This is a genomic window from Amycolatopsis sp. NPDC049691 (assembly GCF_040675005.1).
Lineage (GTDB): Bacteria > Actinomycetota > Actinomycetes > Mycobacteriales > Pseudonocardiaceae > Amycolatopsis.
The window spans coordinates 331,492-347,408 of the sequence record NZ_JBFANX010000002.1 but is presented as its reverse complement, the minus strand read 5'-3'; the positions used below and the strand labels follow the sequence as shown (position 1 = coordinate 347,408).

Below are 15,917 nucleotides of genomic sequence, written 5' to 3'. Positions count from 1 at the left end.
GAGCCTAAGCGGCGGCTCACCGCGCCGCGCGTCCTTTTCCGCCGTTTTGGCGGGGCACCCCATGGGGTGAGTTTGTTCTCTCATCGGCTGGACTTCGGAACACAGCGTGAACGCGTGTAGTTCACTCTTGCCGTGACTTCACCCCGACCGCAGGCCCGCGTGCGCGCCCCCGAGCTGCGCGGCGACCTCTGGCTGAACACCGGCGGCCGCCCGCTGACCCTCGCCGGGCTGCGTGGACGCATCGTGCTGCTGGACTTCTGGACCAGCGGCTGCATCAACTGCCTCCACGTCCTCGACGAGCTGCGTCCCCTCGAGGCCGAGTTCGCCGACGTGCTCGTCACCATCGGCGTCCACTCGCCGAAGTTCCTGCACGAGGGCGAGCGCGCGTCGATCGAGGCCGCGGTCCGGCGCTACGACGTGCACCACCCGGTCGTCAACGACCCGAAGATGGAGCTGTGGTCGCAGTACGCGGTCCGCGCGTGGCCGACGCTCGCGGTCGTCGACCCCGAAGGGTACGTGGTGCACGTCGCCGCGGGCGAAGGGCACGAAGAGGCGCTTCGCCGCGTCATCGCGGACCTCGTGACGAAGCACGAAGCGAAGGGGACGCTTCGCCGCGGCGGTAGCCCGTACGTGCCGGTCGAGGAGCAGGTCAGCGAGCTGCGGTTCCCGAGCAAGGCCGTCGCGACGGCCGAGGGACGCGTCCTGGTCGCGGACACCGGGCACCACGCGATCGTCGAGTTCGCCTCCGACGGCGAGACCGTCATCCGGCGCTTCGGCAGCGGGGAACGCGGCGGCCAGGACGGCCCGTTCGACATCGCGACTTTCGCCGAGCCGTCGGGCATCGCGCTGCTGCCCTACGACGTCGCCGAGCGCGCCGGTTACCACGCCGTCGTCGCCGACACCGCCGGCCACCGGCTGCGCGGCCTCGACCTGATCACCGGCGAGGTGACGACGGTCGCCGGCACCGGCGCGCAGTGGCGCAGCGGGCCGGACTCGGGCAAGGGCGTCGAAGTCGACCTGACGAGCCCGTGGGACGTCGCCTGGTACGGCCCGGCCGGCGGGATCGTCGTCGCGATGGCGGGCAACCACACGCTGAGCGTGTTCGACCCGGTCTCCGGCAGCATCCGCCGTTTCGCCGGGACGACGGTCGAGGGCCTGCGAGACGGCGACGTCGGCGAAGCGTTCTTCGCGCAGACGTCGGGCCTCGCCGTGGACGGCGACAAGCTGTGGCTCGTCGACGCCGAGACGTCGGCACTGCGCTGGATCGAGTCCGAGGGCGAGTCGTTCACCGTCCACACGGCGATCGGCGTCGACCTGTTTTCGTTCGGCCACACCGACGGCCCGGCCGACCAGGCGCTGCTGCAGCACCCGCTCGGCCTGGCGGTGCTGCCCGGCGACAAGATCGCGATCGCCGACACCTACAACGGCGCCGTACGCCGCTTCGACGTCTTCACGCGTCAAGTGACCACGATCGCCACCGGCCTTTCGGAGCCGCAGGGGCTGCTGCTGCACGACGGCGAGCTGCTGGTCGTCGAGTCGGCGGGCAACCGCATCGGCCCGCTGCCCGCCGCCGACCCGACGGTCGTGTCCGGTGACGCGCACGCCGTCCGCCGGCCGCCGACCGTGCTCGCGCCGGGCGAGATCGACTTCTCGGTGGTCTTCAGCGCGCCGCCGGGCGAGAAGCTCGACGACCGCTTCGGCCCGTCGACGCGGCTGGAGATCAGCGCGTCGCCGCCGTCGCTGCTGGCCGACGGCGGCGGTACCGGCACCGACCTGAAGCGCACGATCCGGCTCGCCGACGGGGTGACCGAGGGCGTGCTGCAGGTCGTCGCGCAGGCCGCGAGCTGCGACGACGGCGGTGAGCACCCGGCGTGCCGGATCACCCGGCAGGACTGGGGCGTCCCGGTCCGCCTGGCGGCGGACGGGGCGCGGGAGCTGAGCCTGGTCATGGCGGGCGCACCGGCCGAGTAGCATGCCAACCGTGTCTGCCGGGCCGAAACTCGAGATCCAGATGCTGCACGACCGGGTGCTCGTGCGGCTGTCACCGGAAGAGGGCGAGCGCCGCAGCAGCGGCGGCATCGTGATCCCCGCGACGGCGCAGGTCGCGCGGCGGCTCGCGTGGGGTGATGTACTGGGCGTCGGCAACAGTGTGCGGAACGTCAAGACCGGCGACCGCGTGCTCTTCAACCCGGAGGACCAGCTCGAGGTCGAAATCCAGGGCGAGGGGCACCTGGTGATGCGCGAACGCGACATCCACGCGGTGGCGACGGAGCGGACCGAGCACGGCACGGGGCTCTACCTGTAAGCCGGCTCCCGCGGAGGGGCAGGGGGCGTGCCAGACGACGACAAGCGCGAGCGCGCCGAGACGCGGGAGCGCGAGCCGGGGAGTCCGGAGCCCGCCGTGGCCGAGCTTGGGGCGGAGGAGCCGGCCGAGGTCGCGCCCGAGCCGACCGAAGCCGGGACCGCGGAGTTGCCCGCAGCGGGGCCGACCGAGGAGAAGCCCGCTGAGCCGGCGGAGTCGCCCGCGGCCGAGGTAGCCGGAGCGGTCGCCGAGCCTGCCGAGTCGCTCGCCACTGAAAGGGCAGCCGAGCCCACCACCGAGTTGGCCGCGGCGGTCGCCGAGCCCGCGGAGTCGCTCGCCGCTGATAGCGCAGCGGAGCCCACCGCGGAGTGGCCCGCGGCCGAAGCCGCGGCGGCTGCCGAGCCCGCCGAATCGCTCGCCGCCGAAAGCGCCGCCGAGGCTGCCCAGCCGGCTGCCGTGGCCTGGCCCGCGGAGCCCGTGGCCGCGGAACCGCCCGCGGTCGAGGTTGCCGCTGCGCCCGCCGGCACCGTTCTGGCTCCGGCCGCCGATGATGCCGCCGTTACCGCTGATCTCTTCTCCGATGATCTGCTCGGCGAACTTCTCGAAACCCCCGCTCCGCCGCCCGCGCCCGAAACGCCTGCGCGGAAGCTGCGGAAGGGCGTTGCCCGGACCATGATGTCCATCGGGATCGCGCTCGGGCTCTTCGTCATCCTCTACGCCGTCGATCTCCTCGTCAGCGCCGGTGATGTGCCGCGCGGGGTCACCGTTGCCGGGATCGAGGTCGGGGGGCTCACCCACGCCGAAGCCGAAGCCAAGCTGCGCAAGGAACTCGAGCCGCGGCTGACCAGGCCCGTCGTCATCCACGCCGGTGATGTCCAGGCCGAGCTCGTGCCCTCGAAGTCCGGGCTCGGGCTGGACTGGCCGAACACCCTCGGGCTCGCCGGGCACCAGCCGCTCAGTCCGATCACGCGGATCATGTCCTTCTTCACCAGCCGCGAGGTCGGCGTCGCCACGCGGACCGATCCGGACCAGATCAGCCAGGCCGTGCGCGAGCTCGCCGAGGGCAGGCTGAACCACCCGGCCACCGAAGGCGCGGTCGGGTTCGTCGCGGTCGAGGGCAGCGACGGCGGCGTCACCCCCTACCCGATCCTGCCGCGGCAGGGCCAGCAGCTGGCCGACCTCGCCGGCGCCGTGCGGACCGTCACCGACCACTGGCTCGACCCCGGTGGCGTCAAGCTCGGCATGGCGATCACGCCCGTGAAGGCCACCGCCGCCGGGGTGCAGGCCGCCTACCAGCAGATCGTCGTGCCGGCCGTCGCCAAGCCCGTCGTCGTGCGCGGGCAGGGCAAGGACGTGCCGCTCACGCCCGCCACCATCGCCTCGTCGTTCCAGTTCGCCGCCGTCGAGGGCGGGGCCGTCGAGGTCCGCATCGACCAGGGCAAGCTGCAGGCCGCGCTCAAGGACCCCCTCGCGAGCACCGAGACCGACGGCAAGGACGCCCAGATCGTCTTCACCGGCGACCAGCCCGCCGTCGAGCCCTCCGAGGACGCCAGGAAGGTCAACTGGGAGAAGACCTTCCTGCCGCTCATCGACGTGCTCAAGAAGACCGACGGCCGGGACCTCCCCGTCGTCTACAGCGCGTCGAGCCCCAGCGTGACCACCGACGCCGCCAGCGCGCTCGGCATCAAGGAGGTCATCGGCGAGTTCACCACCGGCGGCCTCGCCGGCCCGGCCGCGACGAACAACCGGACGCTCGCCGCCCGCGTGTCCGGGACGATCGTCAAGCCCGGCGAGACGTTCAGCCTCGGCGCCCGCTCCGGCCCGCGCACCGCCGACACCGGTTACGTGCCCGCCCCGGTCGACGAAGACGGCACCGGCGCCGAAGTCGTCGGTGGCGGTGTCTCCCAGCTCGCGTCCACTTTGTACAACGCGGGCTACCTCGCCGGCCTGGCCGACGGTGGTCACCTCGAGCACGACCACTACCTCGACCGCTACCCCGCCGGCCGCGACGCCAAGGCCGTCAACGCCGACGGCAGCCCGGTCGAGCTCAAGCTGACCAACGACTCGCCGACCGGGATCGCCATCCAGGCCACGGTTTCCGGCGACTCCGTGACCGTCCGGATCTGGGGCACCCGCCACTACCGCGTCGAGAGCCAGACCGGCGCGCAAACCCCCGGAGATCCCCCGCCGGTCCAGTTCGGCGGCGGCACGGGCCCGTGCCGGCCGTCGATCGGGACGCCCGGCTTCAGCGTCACCGACACGCGCGTGCTCTACGACGTCGCGAGCGGCGCCGAAGTCCGGCGGACTTCGCACACGGCGACCTACGGGCCGCGTCCGACCGTTCTCTGTTGAGTTGTCAGCGAAGTACCATGCAACCAGCCTCCTCGAAGTCCCGCAGCCACGCCGGCTCCCGGAAGTGCTTGTTCCACCGCAGATCGAGCTTGTCCAGTTTGGACAGCTGAGCGATCGACGACGGCAGGGTCTCCAGGAGGTTCTCCCGCAGGTCGAGCTGCCGCAGCTCACCAAGGGAGCCGATCGACGAAGGCAGCGCGGTCAACCGGTTGCCCCGCAAGTGCAGCTCCCGCAACGCACCGAGCGCACCGATCGACTCCGGCAAGGCGGTCAACCCGTTGCGGTACAACCGGAGTTCGCGCAGCGAAGCCAACCCGGAGAGGTCCGGTGGAAGCGATGAAATCCGGTTGTCCGTGCACCCCAGGTACCGCAACCGGCTCAACCGGCACCAAGCCGCCGGGAACGACGTCAGCCGGTTGTCGCTGACGTACAGGTACTCGGTGAGCCCGGCCAGGTCGCCCAGCTCGTCCGGCAGCATGCCGAACTCGTTGTGCCCCAGGTCAAGCGTGTGCAACGACGTCAGCGCCGAGATCCCCGGCGGCAGCGACGACAGCCGGTTCGCCGCAAGGTTGAGCACCTCCAGCCCGGTGTGCGACCACAGCGACGAAGGCACCGCCGAGAGCGAGTTGCGATAGAGATCGAGGTGCGTCACGTCGGAAGGCAACGAAGGCACCGAAGTCAGCCCCTGGCCGCTCAGTTCGACCGACGTCATGACGACCGCCTGGTCCGGGGCAGCAACGCCCAGCTGCGCGGGTCGTCCGGGGTGGACACCTGGATCCGCAGCCCCGGCGCCTCGGACACCGCCAGCTCGGTCAGCCGGAGGTTCATCCGGCCGGCCCGCGGATGGTCGAGCTGCCGCAGCCGCGCCTGCGGTTCGGCGACCTCGTGCCGGGCCCACAGCTCGGCGAACTCCGTGCTCAGCGCCGACAGCCGGCGGATGTCCTCTTCCCAGGACGGGTCGCCGACGTGCCTGCCGTACTCGGCGCGCATCCGCGCGACCATGTAGGGGACCTCCTCGTCGTAGTTCACGAAGAACCGCCGCGCGTTCGGCTCGGTCACGCAGCACCAGAGCAGGTTCTTGTGCAGGCACGGCAGGCTGTGCCACTCCCAGAACAGCTCCTCCTGCGCCGCGTTCGACGCCAGGACGTCGAACCGGCCGTTGACCAGCGTCGCGGGCAGCGGATCGAGCGCGCGCAGCACCTCGCCCACCGTGTCCGGCACCGTTTCCACCGTCGACGGCAGCCGCGACGGCGTCAGCTCCGCCAGCCGATACAGGTGCTCCCGCTCCGGGGGCTCCATCCGCAGCGTGCGCGCCACGGCGTCGAGTACCTGCGAGCTCGCGTTGATCGGCCGCCCCTGCTCCAGCCACGTGTACCAGGTGACGCCGACGCCGGCGAGCAGCGCCACCTCTTCGCGGCGCAACCCGCTGAGCCGGCGGCGCGGGCCGGGCGCGAGGCCGACCTCCTCCGGGCCGATCCGCGCCCGGCACGCCTTGAGGAACTGGCCGAGTTCCTCTCGGAGGCTGGTGTGGACCTGCGTCTGGGGCATGCGGACATGGTGCCGGAGGGGTACGACAGTTTTGGATGGCTCAGCCCGCGAAGCAGGTACTCCCAGCACCAGCATCCGCAGGCTCTCTCCGGAAAAGACCGCGGAACCCCAAGGTCGGAGCCATGACTCTGACCACCCCTGCCCCGGCCACGGACCGGGAAGCCCGGCCGGACCGGCGGCCGTGGTTCATGCTGGCCGTCCTCCTGCTCGGCCAGTTCATGGCGCTGCTCGACGTCACCGTCGTGAACGTCGCCATGACCGACATCCGCACCGACCTGCACGCGTCCGGCGCCGCGCTGCAGCTCGTCGTGTCCGGCTACACCGTGGGCTACGCGATGCTGCTCATCACCGGCGCCCGCCTCGGCGAGCTGTACGGACGGCGACGCCTCTTCGTCACCGGCACGATCGCCTTCACCGTCTGCTCCGCCGTCTGCGGCTTGGCGCCCGGCGAAACGGTCCTCATCCTCGCGCGGATCGCCCAGGGCGCCGGGGCCGCGCTGATGATGCCGCAGGTCATCAGCCTCATCCAGGCGCAGTTCACCGGCAGCGCGCGGGCGAAGGCGCTCAGCGCGTACACCGCCGTCATCTCCGTCGCGTTCGTCGCGGGCCAGGTGCTCGGCGGGGTGCTCGTCGGCGCCGACCTGTTCGGCACGGGCTGGCGGCCGGTCTTCCTGGTGAACGTCCCGATCGGCGTGCTCGTGGCCGTCCTCGCCGCCAAGCTGGTGCCCGGCGGCGTGGCGAAGGCCGGACGTCGGCTCGACCTCGCCGGGCTCGCGATGGCCGTGCCGTCGGTGGTGCTCGTCGTGCTGCCGCTGGTGCTCGGGCACGAAACCGGCTGGCCGGCGTGGACGTTCGCGTCGATGGCGGTGGGCGCGCTGCTGGCCGTGCTGTTCGTGGTCGTCGAACGCCGGGTGGCCGATCCGCTCGTCGACCTCGCCGCCCTGAAGATCTGCGGGGTCGCCCCGGGACTGGCGACGCTCGCGGCGGGGGTGGCGTCCTACGGCGGGTTCCTCTTCTGCGTGTCGCTGCACCTGCAGTCGGGCCTCGGCAAGACGGCGATGGCCGCCGGGCTGGCGATGGCACCCGGCGGCATCGTCTTCGGCCTGTGCGGGTTCTTCTGGAGCCGGCTGCCGCGGCGCGTGCACGCGTGGCTGACCCCGGCCGGTTACGTCGGATCAGCGGTCGCCTACGCGCTGCTCGGGCTGGGCCGGGACGGCGGGACGCTCTTCTTCGTGGCCCTGCTGCTGTTCGGGCTGTCGATGGGGCCGGCGTTCGGCTCCCTGATGGTGAACGCGCTGACGCACGTCCCGCTCGAGCGCGCGGCGGACGTCAGCGGCCTGCTGACCACCACGCTGCAGCTGGGCCAGGTCGTCGGCGTGGCCACGTTCGGCAGCCTGTTCCTGACCCTGGCCGTGACGTCGTCCGCGACCGCCCTCACCACCGCGATGACCTGCGCCGCCGCGCTGCTGCTCGTCGGCGCAGGCCTGTCGCTCAGGCGGTAGTGCGGCTGCCGCCCTTGACCTTGGCGTAGATCGCCGAGGCCGCGATGACGCCGACGACGGCCGCCACGATCTGGAAGATGTGCCGGATCCAGTCGATGCCGGCCGTGTCGCGGACGCCGAACACCCCGGCGAGCCAGTTGCCGATGAACGCGGCCACGATGCCGACGACGATCGTCAGCCAGATGGGGATCTTCTGGTCGCCCGGCGCGAAGAGCCTGCCCAGCACGCCCAGGATCAGGCCCACGATGATCGTCGAGATGATGCCCCAAAGTCCGCCGAGCACAGCTGCCTCCTCGGATAGGCCAATAAGCGCCACGGTGGCACCGATCCCGCCGTCCCGCGCGCGCTGACCCCCGATGAGGTGACACGAAAAGACCCGGCCCGGTCCGCCCCCGACAGCGGACCGGACCGGGCCGGGTCTTCGAAGTAACCGCTACCTGGTTACGCCCCGGCGCCCGTACGCCCCGGCGGCGATGCTCACGCCGATGGCGGCGAGCACGACCTGGGTCAGGATCTCCAGCCAGTCGATGCCGTTCGTGTCGGCGTAGCCGAGGCCGCGCGCGATGGCCGTGCCGATGAAGGCGGCGATGATACCGATCACGATGGTCAGCCAGATCGGGATGCTCTGCTTGCCGGGTGCGACCAGCCGGCCCAGAACACCGATGATCAGCCCGACGATGAGTGCGCTGACGATGCCGGCGACAGTCATCACTTTCTCCTCTCAAGGATCCGCGAACCCGGCCACTCGGGTCCGTCGGACTCGGTGAGCGGAATGCCCGCACCGCGGGACCCTGAAACACAAAACGGGCCTTCCTCACGCGAGGAAGGCCCGTTTCGTGACCAATCAGAACGCGGCTTCGTCCAGCTCCATCAGCGCGTTGTCGGCGGCCTCGACGATCGCGCGGCGGGAGGTCAGCTCCGGCAGCACCTGCTTCGCGAAGAACGACGCCACGGCGATCTTGCCCTCGTAGAACGGGACGTCCTTGGCGGACGCGCCCGCGTCGAGCTTGCCGATCGCGACCTCGGCGTGCTTGAGCAGCTGCCAGCCGATGAGCAGGTCGCCGACCGACATCAGCAGCCGGACCGTGTGCTGGCCGACCTTGTTGATGCTCTGCGGGTCCTCCTGCGACGCGGTCAGGTAGCCGATCAGCGAGCCCAGCATGCCCTGGGTGTCCTCAAGGGCCTGCTTGAGCAGCGCACGCTCGTTCTTGAGCCGGCCGTTGCCCGCCTCGGACTCGATGAACTTGGTGATCTCGCCGGCGACGAAGGCCAGGGACGCGCCCTTGTCGCGGACGATCTTGCGGAAGAAGAAGTCCAGCGACTGGATCGCCGTGGTGCCCTCGTACAGCGAGTCGATCTTGGCGTCGCGGATGTACTGCTCGATCGGGTAGTCCTGCAGGAAGCCGGAACCGCCCAGCGTCTGCAGCGACTGCACCAGCTGCTCGGTGGCGCGCTCGGAGCCGACACCCTTGACGATCGGCAGCAGCAGGTCGTTGACGCCGTGCGCGATCTTCTGGTCGCCCTCGCCGGTCCACAGCTGGTCCTGGAAGGACGCGGTGTACAGGTAGACCGCGCGGAGGCCCTCGGCGTACGCCTTCTGGAGCATCAGCGAGCGGCGGACGTCCGGGTGGTGCGTGATGGTGACGCGCGGCGCGGTCTTGTTCAGCATGTTCGGCAGGTCGGCGCCCTGGACGCGCTCCTTGGCGTACTCGAGCGCGTTGAGGTAGCCGGTCGACAGCGTCGCGATGGCCTTCGTACCGACCATCATCCGGGCGTACTCGATGACCTGGAACATCTGCGCGATGCCGTCGTGCACCTCGCCGAGCAGCCAGCCCTTGGCCGGGGTGCCGTGCTGGCCGAAGGTCAGCTCGCACGTCGTCGAGGCCTTGATGCCCATCTTGTGCTCGACGTTCGTGACGAAGGCGCCGTTGCGCTCGCCCAGCTCACCGGTCTTCGAGTCGAAGTGGAACTTCGGGACGAGGAACAGCGACAGGCCCTTGGTGCCCGGCTTGGTCTCGATGCCGGGGCCCTCGGGGCGGGCCAGCACGAGGTGCATGATGTTTTCGCTCATGTCGTGCTCGGCCGAGGTGATGAACCGCTTCACGCCGTCGATGTGCCAGGAGCCGTCCTCCTGCTTGGTGGCCTTGGTGCGGCCCGCGCCGACGTCGGAGCCGGCGTCCGGCTCGGTCAGCACCATGGTGGCGCCCCACTGCCGGTCGATCATGATCTGGGCCCAGTGCTTCTGCTCTTCGGTGCCGTTCTTGTTCACGATCATGGCGAAGTTCGGGCCCGCCATGTACATGAACAGCGGGGCGTTCGCGCCGAGGATCAGCTCGGACGCGGCCCACTGGACCGTCGGGGGCAGGCCGAAGCCGCCGAGGTCGTTCGTCAGGCCGAGGCGCCACCACTCGCCCTCGATGAGCTGCTGGTAGCTCTTCTTGAACGACTCGGGGATCTTGACGCTGAAGGTCTTCGGGTCGTACACGGGCGGGTTGCGGTCGGCGTCGGCGAAGGACTCGGCGAGCGGACCGGTCGCGAGCTTGTTGAGCTCGGACAGCACCCCGCGGGCGGTCTCCTCGTCGGACTCGGCGAGCACACCCTTGCCCAGGCGCTCCTGCACGCCCAGGACCTCGAAGAGGTTGAACTCCAGGTCTCGGACGTTGCTCTTGTAGTGGCCCATGTCGTCACTCCAATGTGTTCGGCTCCCCGGCCGGGCACATGTTCGCCTTACTCGCCGGTAACTTCAGGATATTACCTGCGGGTAACTGGAGCAAGCAGATCCGCACTTCCGAGTGCGGAAATCCGGGCGGTTTCCGGGGTCAGCGCTGGCCGGGGAGCGCCGTTGTGTCGGCAGTCACCGGCAGGTGGCCGTCCTCCGCGCGGGCGACGAGGATCCCGCCGCGGAACGCGATCGTGACGGCGTGCGTGCGGTCCCGCGCGGACAGCTTGCGCAGGATGCTCTTGACGTGGGTCCGGACCGTCTCGACGGACAGGAACAGCAGCTTCGCGATCGCCGAGTTCTCGAGACCCTCGGCGACCAGCTGGAGCACCTGGTACTCGCGCCGGGACAGCGGCATCGAGCCGCGCGGCGCGGGCGGGCTGTCGTGGGCGAGGTCGCCCTTGGGCACGGTCGCCCGCTTGGGCCGGGCGGTGAGCGCGGCGAGCGCCGGGTCGATGTACCGGCGTTCGGAGTGGGCCCGCCGGATCGCTTCGGCGAGCCGTCGTGAATCGATCGACCGTGGCACGATCGCGTGCGTGCCCGCCGCGATCGCGGCCGCGAGGTACTGCTGCGTGCGGTTCGTGTCCCGGATCAGCGTGACCAGGATCAGTGCCGGGTCGCCGGCGTTGAGCAGCTTCGTCAGGTGGCAGTTCGGGTCGAGCGCCGAATCGAGCACGACGACGTCCGGCTTGACCTGCTCGCACAGCTGCAGCGCGGCGTGGTGGCTGGCCGCCTGGCCCGCCCAGTGCAGCCCCTGGCTGCGGTGGACGAGCGCGGCGAGGCCGTCGCGGAAGATCGGGACCGGGTCGACGACCGCCACGCCGAGACTGCGCCCGCCGGGTCCGATCGGCCCGGTGGGCCTGCGGGTGGGCTCGATGCCGTGCATCGCGGGCCTCCGTCTCTGCGACGTCGCTCCTGGGACGCCGGACGCATCCCCTCGGTTCACGCGTCCGGCACCGCCCGGTCCCCCCTGCGGGACCGGCCAAAAGTGACTCCTCCTGCTAGGTACGAGTCGCGATTGCGCAGCTCATGACGCCAATTCCCCCTCATGGCCCAATCCGCAGGTCACAGCAAACTTTGGGTAGAAGACGATCTTGAAGAGGAGGTTCGGCCGGGCTGGAGAGGACCCGATGGGGCAGTTGGCGCTACTGAGGGTGGCTCGCCCTTGTTCAACGATTTCGACGCGCTTGGGATGCGGCCCGCAGCTCGGCGAACTCGGCGGCGAGCCCGTCCGGCGTCCAGTGCGCGTTGAGCCCGCTCGGGTTAGGCAGGACCCACACGTGGGTGTCGCAGATCCGGTGCTCCTGCGCCCCGACGCGTGCCTTGGGAAAGCCGAACGCGGTCCGGTAGGCGGTGATCCCGACGACGGCGAGCCACCGCGGCCGGTACTCCTCGACCTTTGCCTGGAGGATCTTGCCGCCTTCGCGGTATTCGTCATCGGTGAGCTCGTCGGCGCGGGCGGTGGTCCTGGCGACGACGTTCGTGATGCCGAGCTTCAGGGCCAGGAGTTCTTCCTGTTCGCTGGGCTTGAACAGGCGTGGGGTGAAGCCGCCGCGGTGGAGGGCGGGCCAGAAGCGGTTGCCGGGCCGGGCGAAGTGCTGTTTCAGCGCGCCGGAGTAGAGGCCGGGGTTGATGCCGCAGAAGAGGACGTCGAGCCCGGGCGCGATGACGTCCGGGATGGTCGTGCCGTACGCGGCGGCCAGCTGGTCCTTGGTGGGTCGGGTGCTCACTTCCCCAGTTTCCGGCACGCTGGCGGAGTGGAGGTCACCGCGGACGGCTGTCCGGTCGAGGTCTACCTGCTGCTGCCGGCTTCCGGTGAGCCGGAGATCGTGCACGCGGCGCTGCCGCCGGGTGCGTCGATCCTGGAGCTGGGGTGCGGGACCGGGCGGGTGACCCATCCGTTGCTCGCGCTGGGGCATCCGGTGGTCGCGGTCGACGATTCGCCGGCGATGCTCGCGCAAGTCCGGGCTCCGACGGTGTGCGCGCGGATCGGGGACCTGGACCTCGGGCGGACGTTCGACGCGGTGCTGCTGGGGAGCCACCTGCCCGTCGGCTGACGTCTGTCCACAGGTCGCCGCGGTTGTGGACAACTTGGCGGCAGTCAGCCTTGTTCGGTGATTTTGTCGGGGGCCGCCGATACGCTGGAACCGGGGACGCCCCCCAGGGACGGGCGGGGGCTGTCCGGTGAGGGCCGGATGGGCCGGCAGGTGGTAGCCACCGCCTGTCGGAGCCCGTCGCGCGGCCGATCCCCGTCGTAGGAGCAAGAGTTCACTTGCCGCCGGTTGGCGCTGGAGACCGTTCTGACGTCGGCTGATCTGGTCTTCGAGCGGTGGCTCACCGCGGATCGGACCTGGTTCACCGCCCTCGCCGGTCGCGGGGGGTAGCGAATTCGCCACGGACCTGCGTAACCTGTGTGATCTCCCGCACAGCGCCGTACCGAGGAGGATTTCGTGCAGCTTCCGCTCATCCTCGGCCTCGTCGCGCTGGTCATCGCGGTCGCCGCCCTCGTCGTCGTCCTCGAGGATCGCCGGGCCGCCAAGCGGGCCGCCCTGCAGCGGAAAGCCCGGCTAGCGCGTCTCGGCGAGGTGGACCCGCTCGCGCCGGGTCGGCTGCACGCCGATCGGTGAACGCAGGACCGCCAGCAGCAGCGCTCCGACCACCCAGCCGATCCCCGCGCCGGCCGCGTTGTTCATGAGGTCGTCCACGTCGAAGATGCGGTAGACGTACGGCGCCGTCCCGAAGTTGGCCGTGAGCTGCGTGATCTCGATCAGCAGTGACGCCGTGAAGCCGATCAGGAGCGTCCCGACGAGCCCGCGGCGCCACAGCACCCGCGCGAACACCCCCAGCGGCACGAACAGCAGCACGTTCAGGCACGCCTGCTGGAACGTCTGCGTCATGAACCACTGCGACCCGTGCTTGAGCATCTCCGTGTGGATGTCCGCGATCCACTGGAACGGGTGCAGCTGCACGGTCTGGCTCAGCCGGCGCGTGCCCGGCCCGGGCAGCGGCAGGAAGACGACCGCGAGGGTCATGCACCCGTAGAACAGCACCGCGGCGGTCGTCAGAAGGCCCCGGACGCGCAGGCCGCCGTAGCGCGCGAGCTGCGTGATCAGCTGCGGCACCAGCACCACGGTCCACAGCGCCAGGAAGCCGATGAACCCGTACTGCAGGGCGGTGACCTGTGCGTTCGTCATGCCACCGACGTTATGGATCTTGGCCGGCGGCTACTTCGGTCGAAGAGCCGGACCCCATCGGCCACTCGGCCGACCGCGGCCGGGCCGATCGGTCAGTCGTCTTCGCGGTCCTCGGAGCGTTCGGATCGCCACGCGCTGAACACCGTGCCGCCGATCAGCAGCACGACGACGGCCAGGACCACGAGTACGACTTCGATGCCCACTTGTCCCCCACACGTCGTAGTGTCCGGCTCATCGTCGCGGTCCGGGCGGCCGTTACCGGTGATCGATGTCATGTCGAGACATAACCGGTTGCTGCTTGCGCGGACCGGGGAATGCCCACAACGCTCGGCACGTCGAAGTCTTGTGCGGGGCAACGAAAGGAACGCTCATGGCACCGGTCCGGGTCGGCATCGTCGGGCTCAGCGCGAACGGCGGCTGGGCCGCCACCGCGCACGTGCCCGCGCTGGCCGCCGTGGACGGCTACGAACTCCGCGCGCTGAGCGGGAGCAGCGCCGAGTCGGCGCGGGTGGCCGGGGAGAAGTACGGCGTGCCGCTGACCTTCGGCGACGCCGGGGAGCTGGCGCGGCACCCGGAGGTCGACCTCGTCGTCGTCGCGGTGAAGGTGTCCGAGCACCGGGCGCTGATCGAGCCCGCGCTGGCCGCCGGCAAGCAGGTGCTCAGCGAGTGGCCGCTCGGCGCGAGCCTCGCCGAGACCGAGGCGCTGGTCGAGGCCGCTCGCGACAAGCGGACCGCGGTGGGCCTGCAGGGGCGGTCCGCGCCCGCGTTGCGCTACCTGCGCGACCTCATCAAGGACGGCTACGTCGGCCGCGTGCTCTCGACGTCGTTGATCGGCTCGGGCGGCAACTGGGGGCCGAGCGTCCGGGCCGGGCGCGACTACCAGCTGCACCCCGAAGGCGGGGCGACCATGCTGACGATCCCGTTCGCGCACACCGTCGACGCGTTCGACATGGTGCTCGGCCGCTTCGCCGAGCTGTCGGCGACGATGGCGACCGTCCGGCCGCGGGTGCGCGACGAGGTCACCGGCGAGTCCGTCCCGATGACCGCGCCGGACCAGATCGCCGTCACCGGTGTCCTGACCGGCGGCGCGGTCGCGTCGCTGCACCTGCGTGGCGGGTCGTCGCCCGCCACGGACTTCCACTGGGAGATCAACGGCACCGAGGGCACCCTGGTCGTCACCGCCGCGGACCCGCTGTTCTGGATCGCGAAGCTGACGATGCGCGGCAGCCGGACCGGCACGCTGGAGAAGCTCACCGTGCCCGCCCGGTACGAGCTCCCGCAGCTGGCCGGGCGCAGCGCCGAGCCGTCGTACAACGTCGCGCACGCCTACGCGCGGCACCTCAAGGGCGACCTGCCGGACTTCGCGCACGCCCTGCGCGTGCACCGCGTGCTCGACGCGGTCCAGCGGTCGGCCGACACCGGGACGCGGATCCAGCCGGACGCAGAGTAACTGTTACCGACGGTTGTAGCTTTTCCGCTACGGCCGTCTTACGCTCGGGTGATGGACGACGTTGTCTACGACCGCGCGGGCCGGGGCGAGCCGCTGGTGCTGATCCACGGCATCGGGCACCGCCGTCAGGCGTGGGCGCCGGTGTTCCCGCTGCTCACGCCGCATCGCGACGTCATCGCCGTGGACCTGCCGGGCTTCGGCGAGTCGCCCGAGCCGTCCGGCGGGTACGGCATCGAGCCGGCGCTGGTGATGTTCAAGGAGCTGTTCACCGACCTGGGCCTCGACCGGCCGCACGTCGCGGGCAACTCGCTCGGCGGCCTGCTTTCGCTCGCACTCGGGCAGGCGGGCCTCGTCCGCAGCGTCACGGCGTTGTCGCCGGCCGGGCTCTGGAACCGTACGCAGAAGATGTACGCGATCGCGACGCTCAAGGCCCACCGCGCGCTGGCTCAGCGCACACCACCGCACGTCGTGCGCCGCCTCGCCGCGACTCCGGCCGGGCGCAAGGCGCTGACCGGGATGATCGTCGGGCGGCCGGCGCTGCTGACCCCGGACGACGTCGTCGAGGACGCCCGCGCGCTCGCGACCGCGCCGGGCTTCGAACCCACCGCCGCGCAGTCGCGTGGCGACTTCCGCTTCACCGGCCCGGTCACCGGCGTCCCGGTCACCATCGCCTGGGCCGAGCACGACCGGATCCTCGCCCGGCCGCGCGTCGCCGACCTGCGGAAGGTCGCGCCGAACGGGACGTTCCGGCTGCTGCCCGGCTGCGGGCACGTGCCGATGAACGACGACCCGGCGCTCGTCGCCGACGTGCTGCTCCAGGGCAGCCGTTAGGTGACATTCGCTTTACGTC

General features: G+C 70.9%; 16 protein-coding genes. 8 read left to right on the top strand and 8 right to left on the bottom strand.

The genetic code is table 11. The features are described 5' to 3' along the window. Positions 1 to 159: 159 nt before the first annotated feature. The 3 genes from AB0J40_RS05930 to AB0J40_RS05920 all read left to right on the top strand — a co-directional run bounded on the left by AB0J40_RS05930 (position 160) and on the right by AB0J40_RS05920 (position 4,654). Positions 160 to 1,971: an NHL domain-containing thioredoxin family protein gene (locus AB0J40_RS05930; protein ID WP_364448709.1), complete on the top strand. Its 1,812-nt coding sequence runs from the start codon at positions 160 to 162 to the stop codon at positions 1,969 to 1,971. Between the two features lies 1 nt (position 1,972). After that, positions 1,973 to 2,305, top strand: coding sequence for a co-chaperone GroES (locus AB0J40_RS05925; protein WP_364448202.1), 333 nt, complete (start codon positions 1,973 to 1,975; stop codon positions 2,303 to 2,305). Positions 2,306 to 2,758: 453 nt separating this feature from the next. Then, a complete protein-coding gene (locus AB0J40_RS05920) occupies positions 2,759 to 4,654 on the top strand; it encodes a VanW family protein (RefSeq protein ID WP_364448707.1) in 1,896 nt (631 codons plus the stop codon). Positions 4,655 to 4,658: 4 nt separating this feature from the next. Here the strand turns inward: AB0J40_RS05920 and AB0J40_RS05915 are convergent, their stop codons facing one another. Beyond that, a complete protein-coding gene (locus AB0J40_RS05915; protein WP_364448199.1) occupies positions 4,659 to 5,366 on the bottom strand; it encodes a leucine-rich repeat domain-containing protein in 708 nt (235 codons plus the stop codon). After that, on the bottom strand, positions 5,363 to 6,202 hold the full coding sequence (locus AB0J40_RS05910; protein WP_364448196.1) for a helix-turn-helix transcriptional regulator: 840 nt from the start codon (positions 6,200 to 6,202) through the stop codon (positions 5,363 to 5,365). Before AB0J40_RS05910 ends, AB0J40_RS05915 begins: the two co-directional genes overlap by 4 nt. 122 nt (positions 6,203 to 6,324) lie before the next feature. On the opposite strand from AB0J40_RS05910, the gene AB0J40_RS05905 reads away from it, so the two are divergent. After that, a complete protein-coding gene (locus AB0J40_RS05905) occupies positions 6,325 to 7,704 on the top strand; it encodes an MFS transporter (protein ID WP_364448194.1) in 1,380 nt (459 codons plus the stop codon). On the opposite strand, the gene AB0J40_RS05900 is transcribed toward AB0J40_RS05905, so the two are convergent. The 5 genes from AB0J40_RS05900 to mug form a co-directional block, all read right to left on the bottom strand. Further along, on the bottom strand, positions 7,694 to 7,987 hold the full coding sequence (locus AB0J40_RS05900) for a GlsB/YeaQ/YmgE family stress response membrane protein (protein ID WP_086864128.1): 294 nt from the start codon (positions 7,985 to 7,987) through the stop codon (positions 7,694 to 7,696). The genes AB0J40_RS05905 and AB0J40_RS05900 overlap by 11 nt on opposite strands. A 150-nt stretch (positions 7,988 to 8,137) precedes the next feature. Continuing rightward, positions 8,138 to 8,413: a GlsB/YeaQ/YmgE family stress response membrane protein gene (locus tag AB0J40_RS05895; protein ID WP_086671054.1), complete on the bottom strand. Its 276-nt coding sequence runs from the start codon at positions 8,411 to 8,413 to the stop codon at positions 8,138 to 8,140. A gap of 135 nt (positions 8,414 to 8,548) precedes the next feature. After that, positions 8,549 to 10,384, bottom strand: coding sequence for an acyl-CoA dehydrogenase (locus tag AB0J40_RS05890; protein WP_364448190.1), 1,836 nt, complete (start codon positions 10,382 to 10,384; stop codon positions 8,549 to 8,551). A 139-nt stretch (positions 10,385 to 10,523) separates the two neighbouring features. Then, the gene (locus tag AB0J40_RS05885; RefSeq protein WP_364448187.1) at positions 10,524 to 11,309 is read right to left on the bottom strand and encodes a response regulator transcription factor; all 786 of its coding nucleotides are present in this window, start codon (positions 11,307 to 11,309) and stop codon (positions 10,524 to 10,526) included. 283 nt (positions 11,310 to 11,592) lie between these two features. Continuing rightward, on the bottom strand, positions 11,593 to 12,153 hold the full coding sequence (gene mug / locus AB0J40_RS05880; RefSeq protein ID WP_364448184.1) for a G/U mismatch-specific DNA glycosylase: 561 nt from the start codon (positions 12,151 to 12,153) through the stop codon (positions 11,593 to 11,595). 27 nt (positions 12,154 to 12,180) lie between these two features. Between mug and AB0J40_RS05875 the strand changes: the two genes are divergently transcribed. Both AB0J40_RS05875 and AB0J40_RS05870 read left to right on the top strand, forming a co-directional pair. After that, positions 12,181 to 12,480: a methyltransferase domain-containing protein gene (locus tag AB0J40_RS05875; protein WP_364448181.1), complete on the top strand. Its 300-nt coding sequence runs from the start codon at positions 12,181 to 12,183 to the stop codon at positions 12,478 to 12,480. 393 nt (positions 12,481 to 12,873) lie between these two features. Continuing rightward, positions 12,874 to 13,050: a hypothetical protein gene (locus AB0J40_RS05870; protein ID WP_364448178.1), complete on the top strand. Its 177-nt coding sequence runs from the start codon at positions 12,874 to 12,876 to the stop codon at positions 13,048 to 13,050. Here AB0J40_RS05870 and AB0J40_RS05865 read toward each other — a convergent pair. Next, complete coding sequence (locus AB0J40_RS05865) at positions 12,991 to 13,617, bottom strand: VanZ family protein (protein ID WP_364448176.1); 627 nt, start codon at positions 13,615 to 13,617, stop codon at positions 12,991 to 12,993. The genes AB0J40_RS05870 and AB0J40_RS05865 overlap by 60 nt on opposite strands. A 370-nt stretch (positions 13,618 to 13,987) precedes the next feature. Here AB0J40_RS05865 and AB0J40_RS05860 point away from each other — a divergent pair, with 370 nt between their 5' ends. Both AB0J40_RS05860 and AB0J40_RS05855 read left to right on the top strand, forming a co-directional pair. After that, positions 13,988 to 15,067 carry a Gfo/Idh/MocA family oxidoreductase gene (locus AB0J40_RS05860; RefSeq protein WP_364448173.1) on the top strand — a complete coding sequence of 360 codons (1,080 nt, stop codon included), beginning with the start codon at positions 13,988 to 13,990 and terminating at the stop codon, positions 15,065 to 15,067. A gap of 51 nt (positions 15,068 to 15,118) precedes the next feature. Beyond that, positions 15,119 to 15,898, top strand: coding sequence for an alpha/beta fold hydrolase (locus tag AB0J40_RS05855; protein ID WP_364448170.1), 780 nt, complete (start codon positions 15,119 to 15,121; stop codon positions 15,896 to 15,898). Positions 15,899 to 15,917: the final 19 nt, after the last annotated feature.

Excerpts from the sequence above, each read along its gene's own strand:
- AB0J40_RS05925 (WP_364448202.1), top strand. The coding sequence starts at position 1,973 with ATGCCAACCGTGTCTGCCGGGCCGAAACTCGAGATCCAGATGCTGCAC.
- AB0J40_RS05915 (WP_364448199.1), bottom strand. The coding sequence starts at position 5,366 with ATGACGTCGGTCGAACTGAGCGGCCAGGGGCTGACTTCGGTGCCTTCG.
- AB0J40_RS05910 (WP_364448196.1), bottom strand. The coding sequence starts at position 6,202 with ATGCCCCAGACGCAGGTCCACACCAGCCTCCGAGAGGAACTCGGCCAG.
- AB0J40_RS05905 (WP_364448194.1), top strand. The coding sequence starts at position 6,325 with ATGACTCTGACCACCCCTGCCCCGGCCACGGACCGGGAAGCCCGGCCG.
- AB0J40_RS05895 (WP_086671054.1), bottom strand. The coding sequence starts at position 8,413 with ATGACTGTCGCCGGCATCGTCAGCGCACTCATCGTCGGGCTGATCATC.
- AB0J40_RS05890 (WP_364448190.1), bottom strand. The coding sequence starts at position 10,384 with ATGGGCCACTACAAGAGCAACGTCCGAGACCTGGAGTTCAACCTCTTC.
- AB0J40_RS05885 (WP_364448187.1), bottom strand. The coding sequence starts at position 11,309 with ATGCACGGCATCGAGCCCACCCGCAGGCCCACCGGGCCGATCGGACCC.
- AB0J40_RS05865 (WP_364448176.1), bottom strand. The coding sequence starts at position 13,617 with ATGACGAACGCACAGGTCACCGCCCTGCAGTACGGGTTCATCGGCTTC.
- AB0J40_RS05860 (WP_364448173.1), top strand. The coding sequence starts at position 13,988 with ATGGCACCGGTCCGGGTCGGCATCGTCGGGCTCAGCGCGAACGGCGGC.
- AB0J40_RS05855 (WP_364448170.1), top strand. The coding sequence starts at position 15,119 with ATGGACGACGTTGTCTACGACCGCGCGGGCCGGGGCGAGCCGCTGGTG.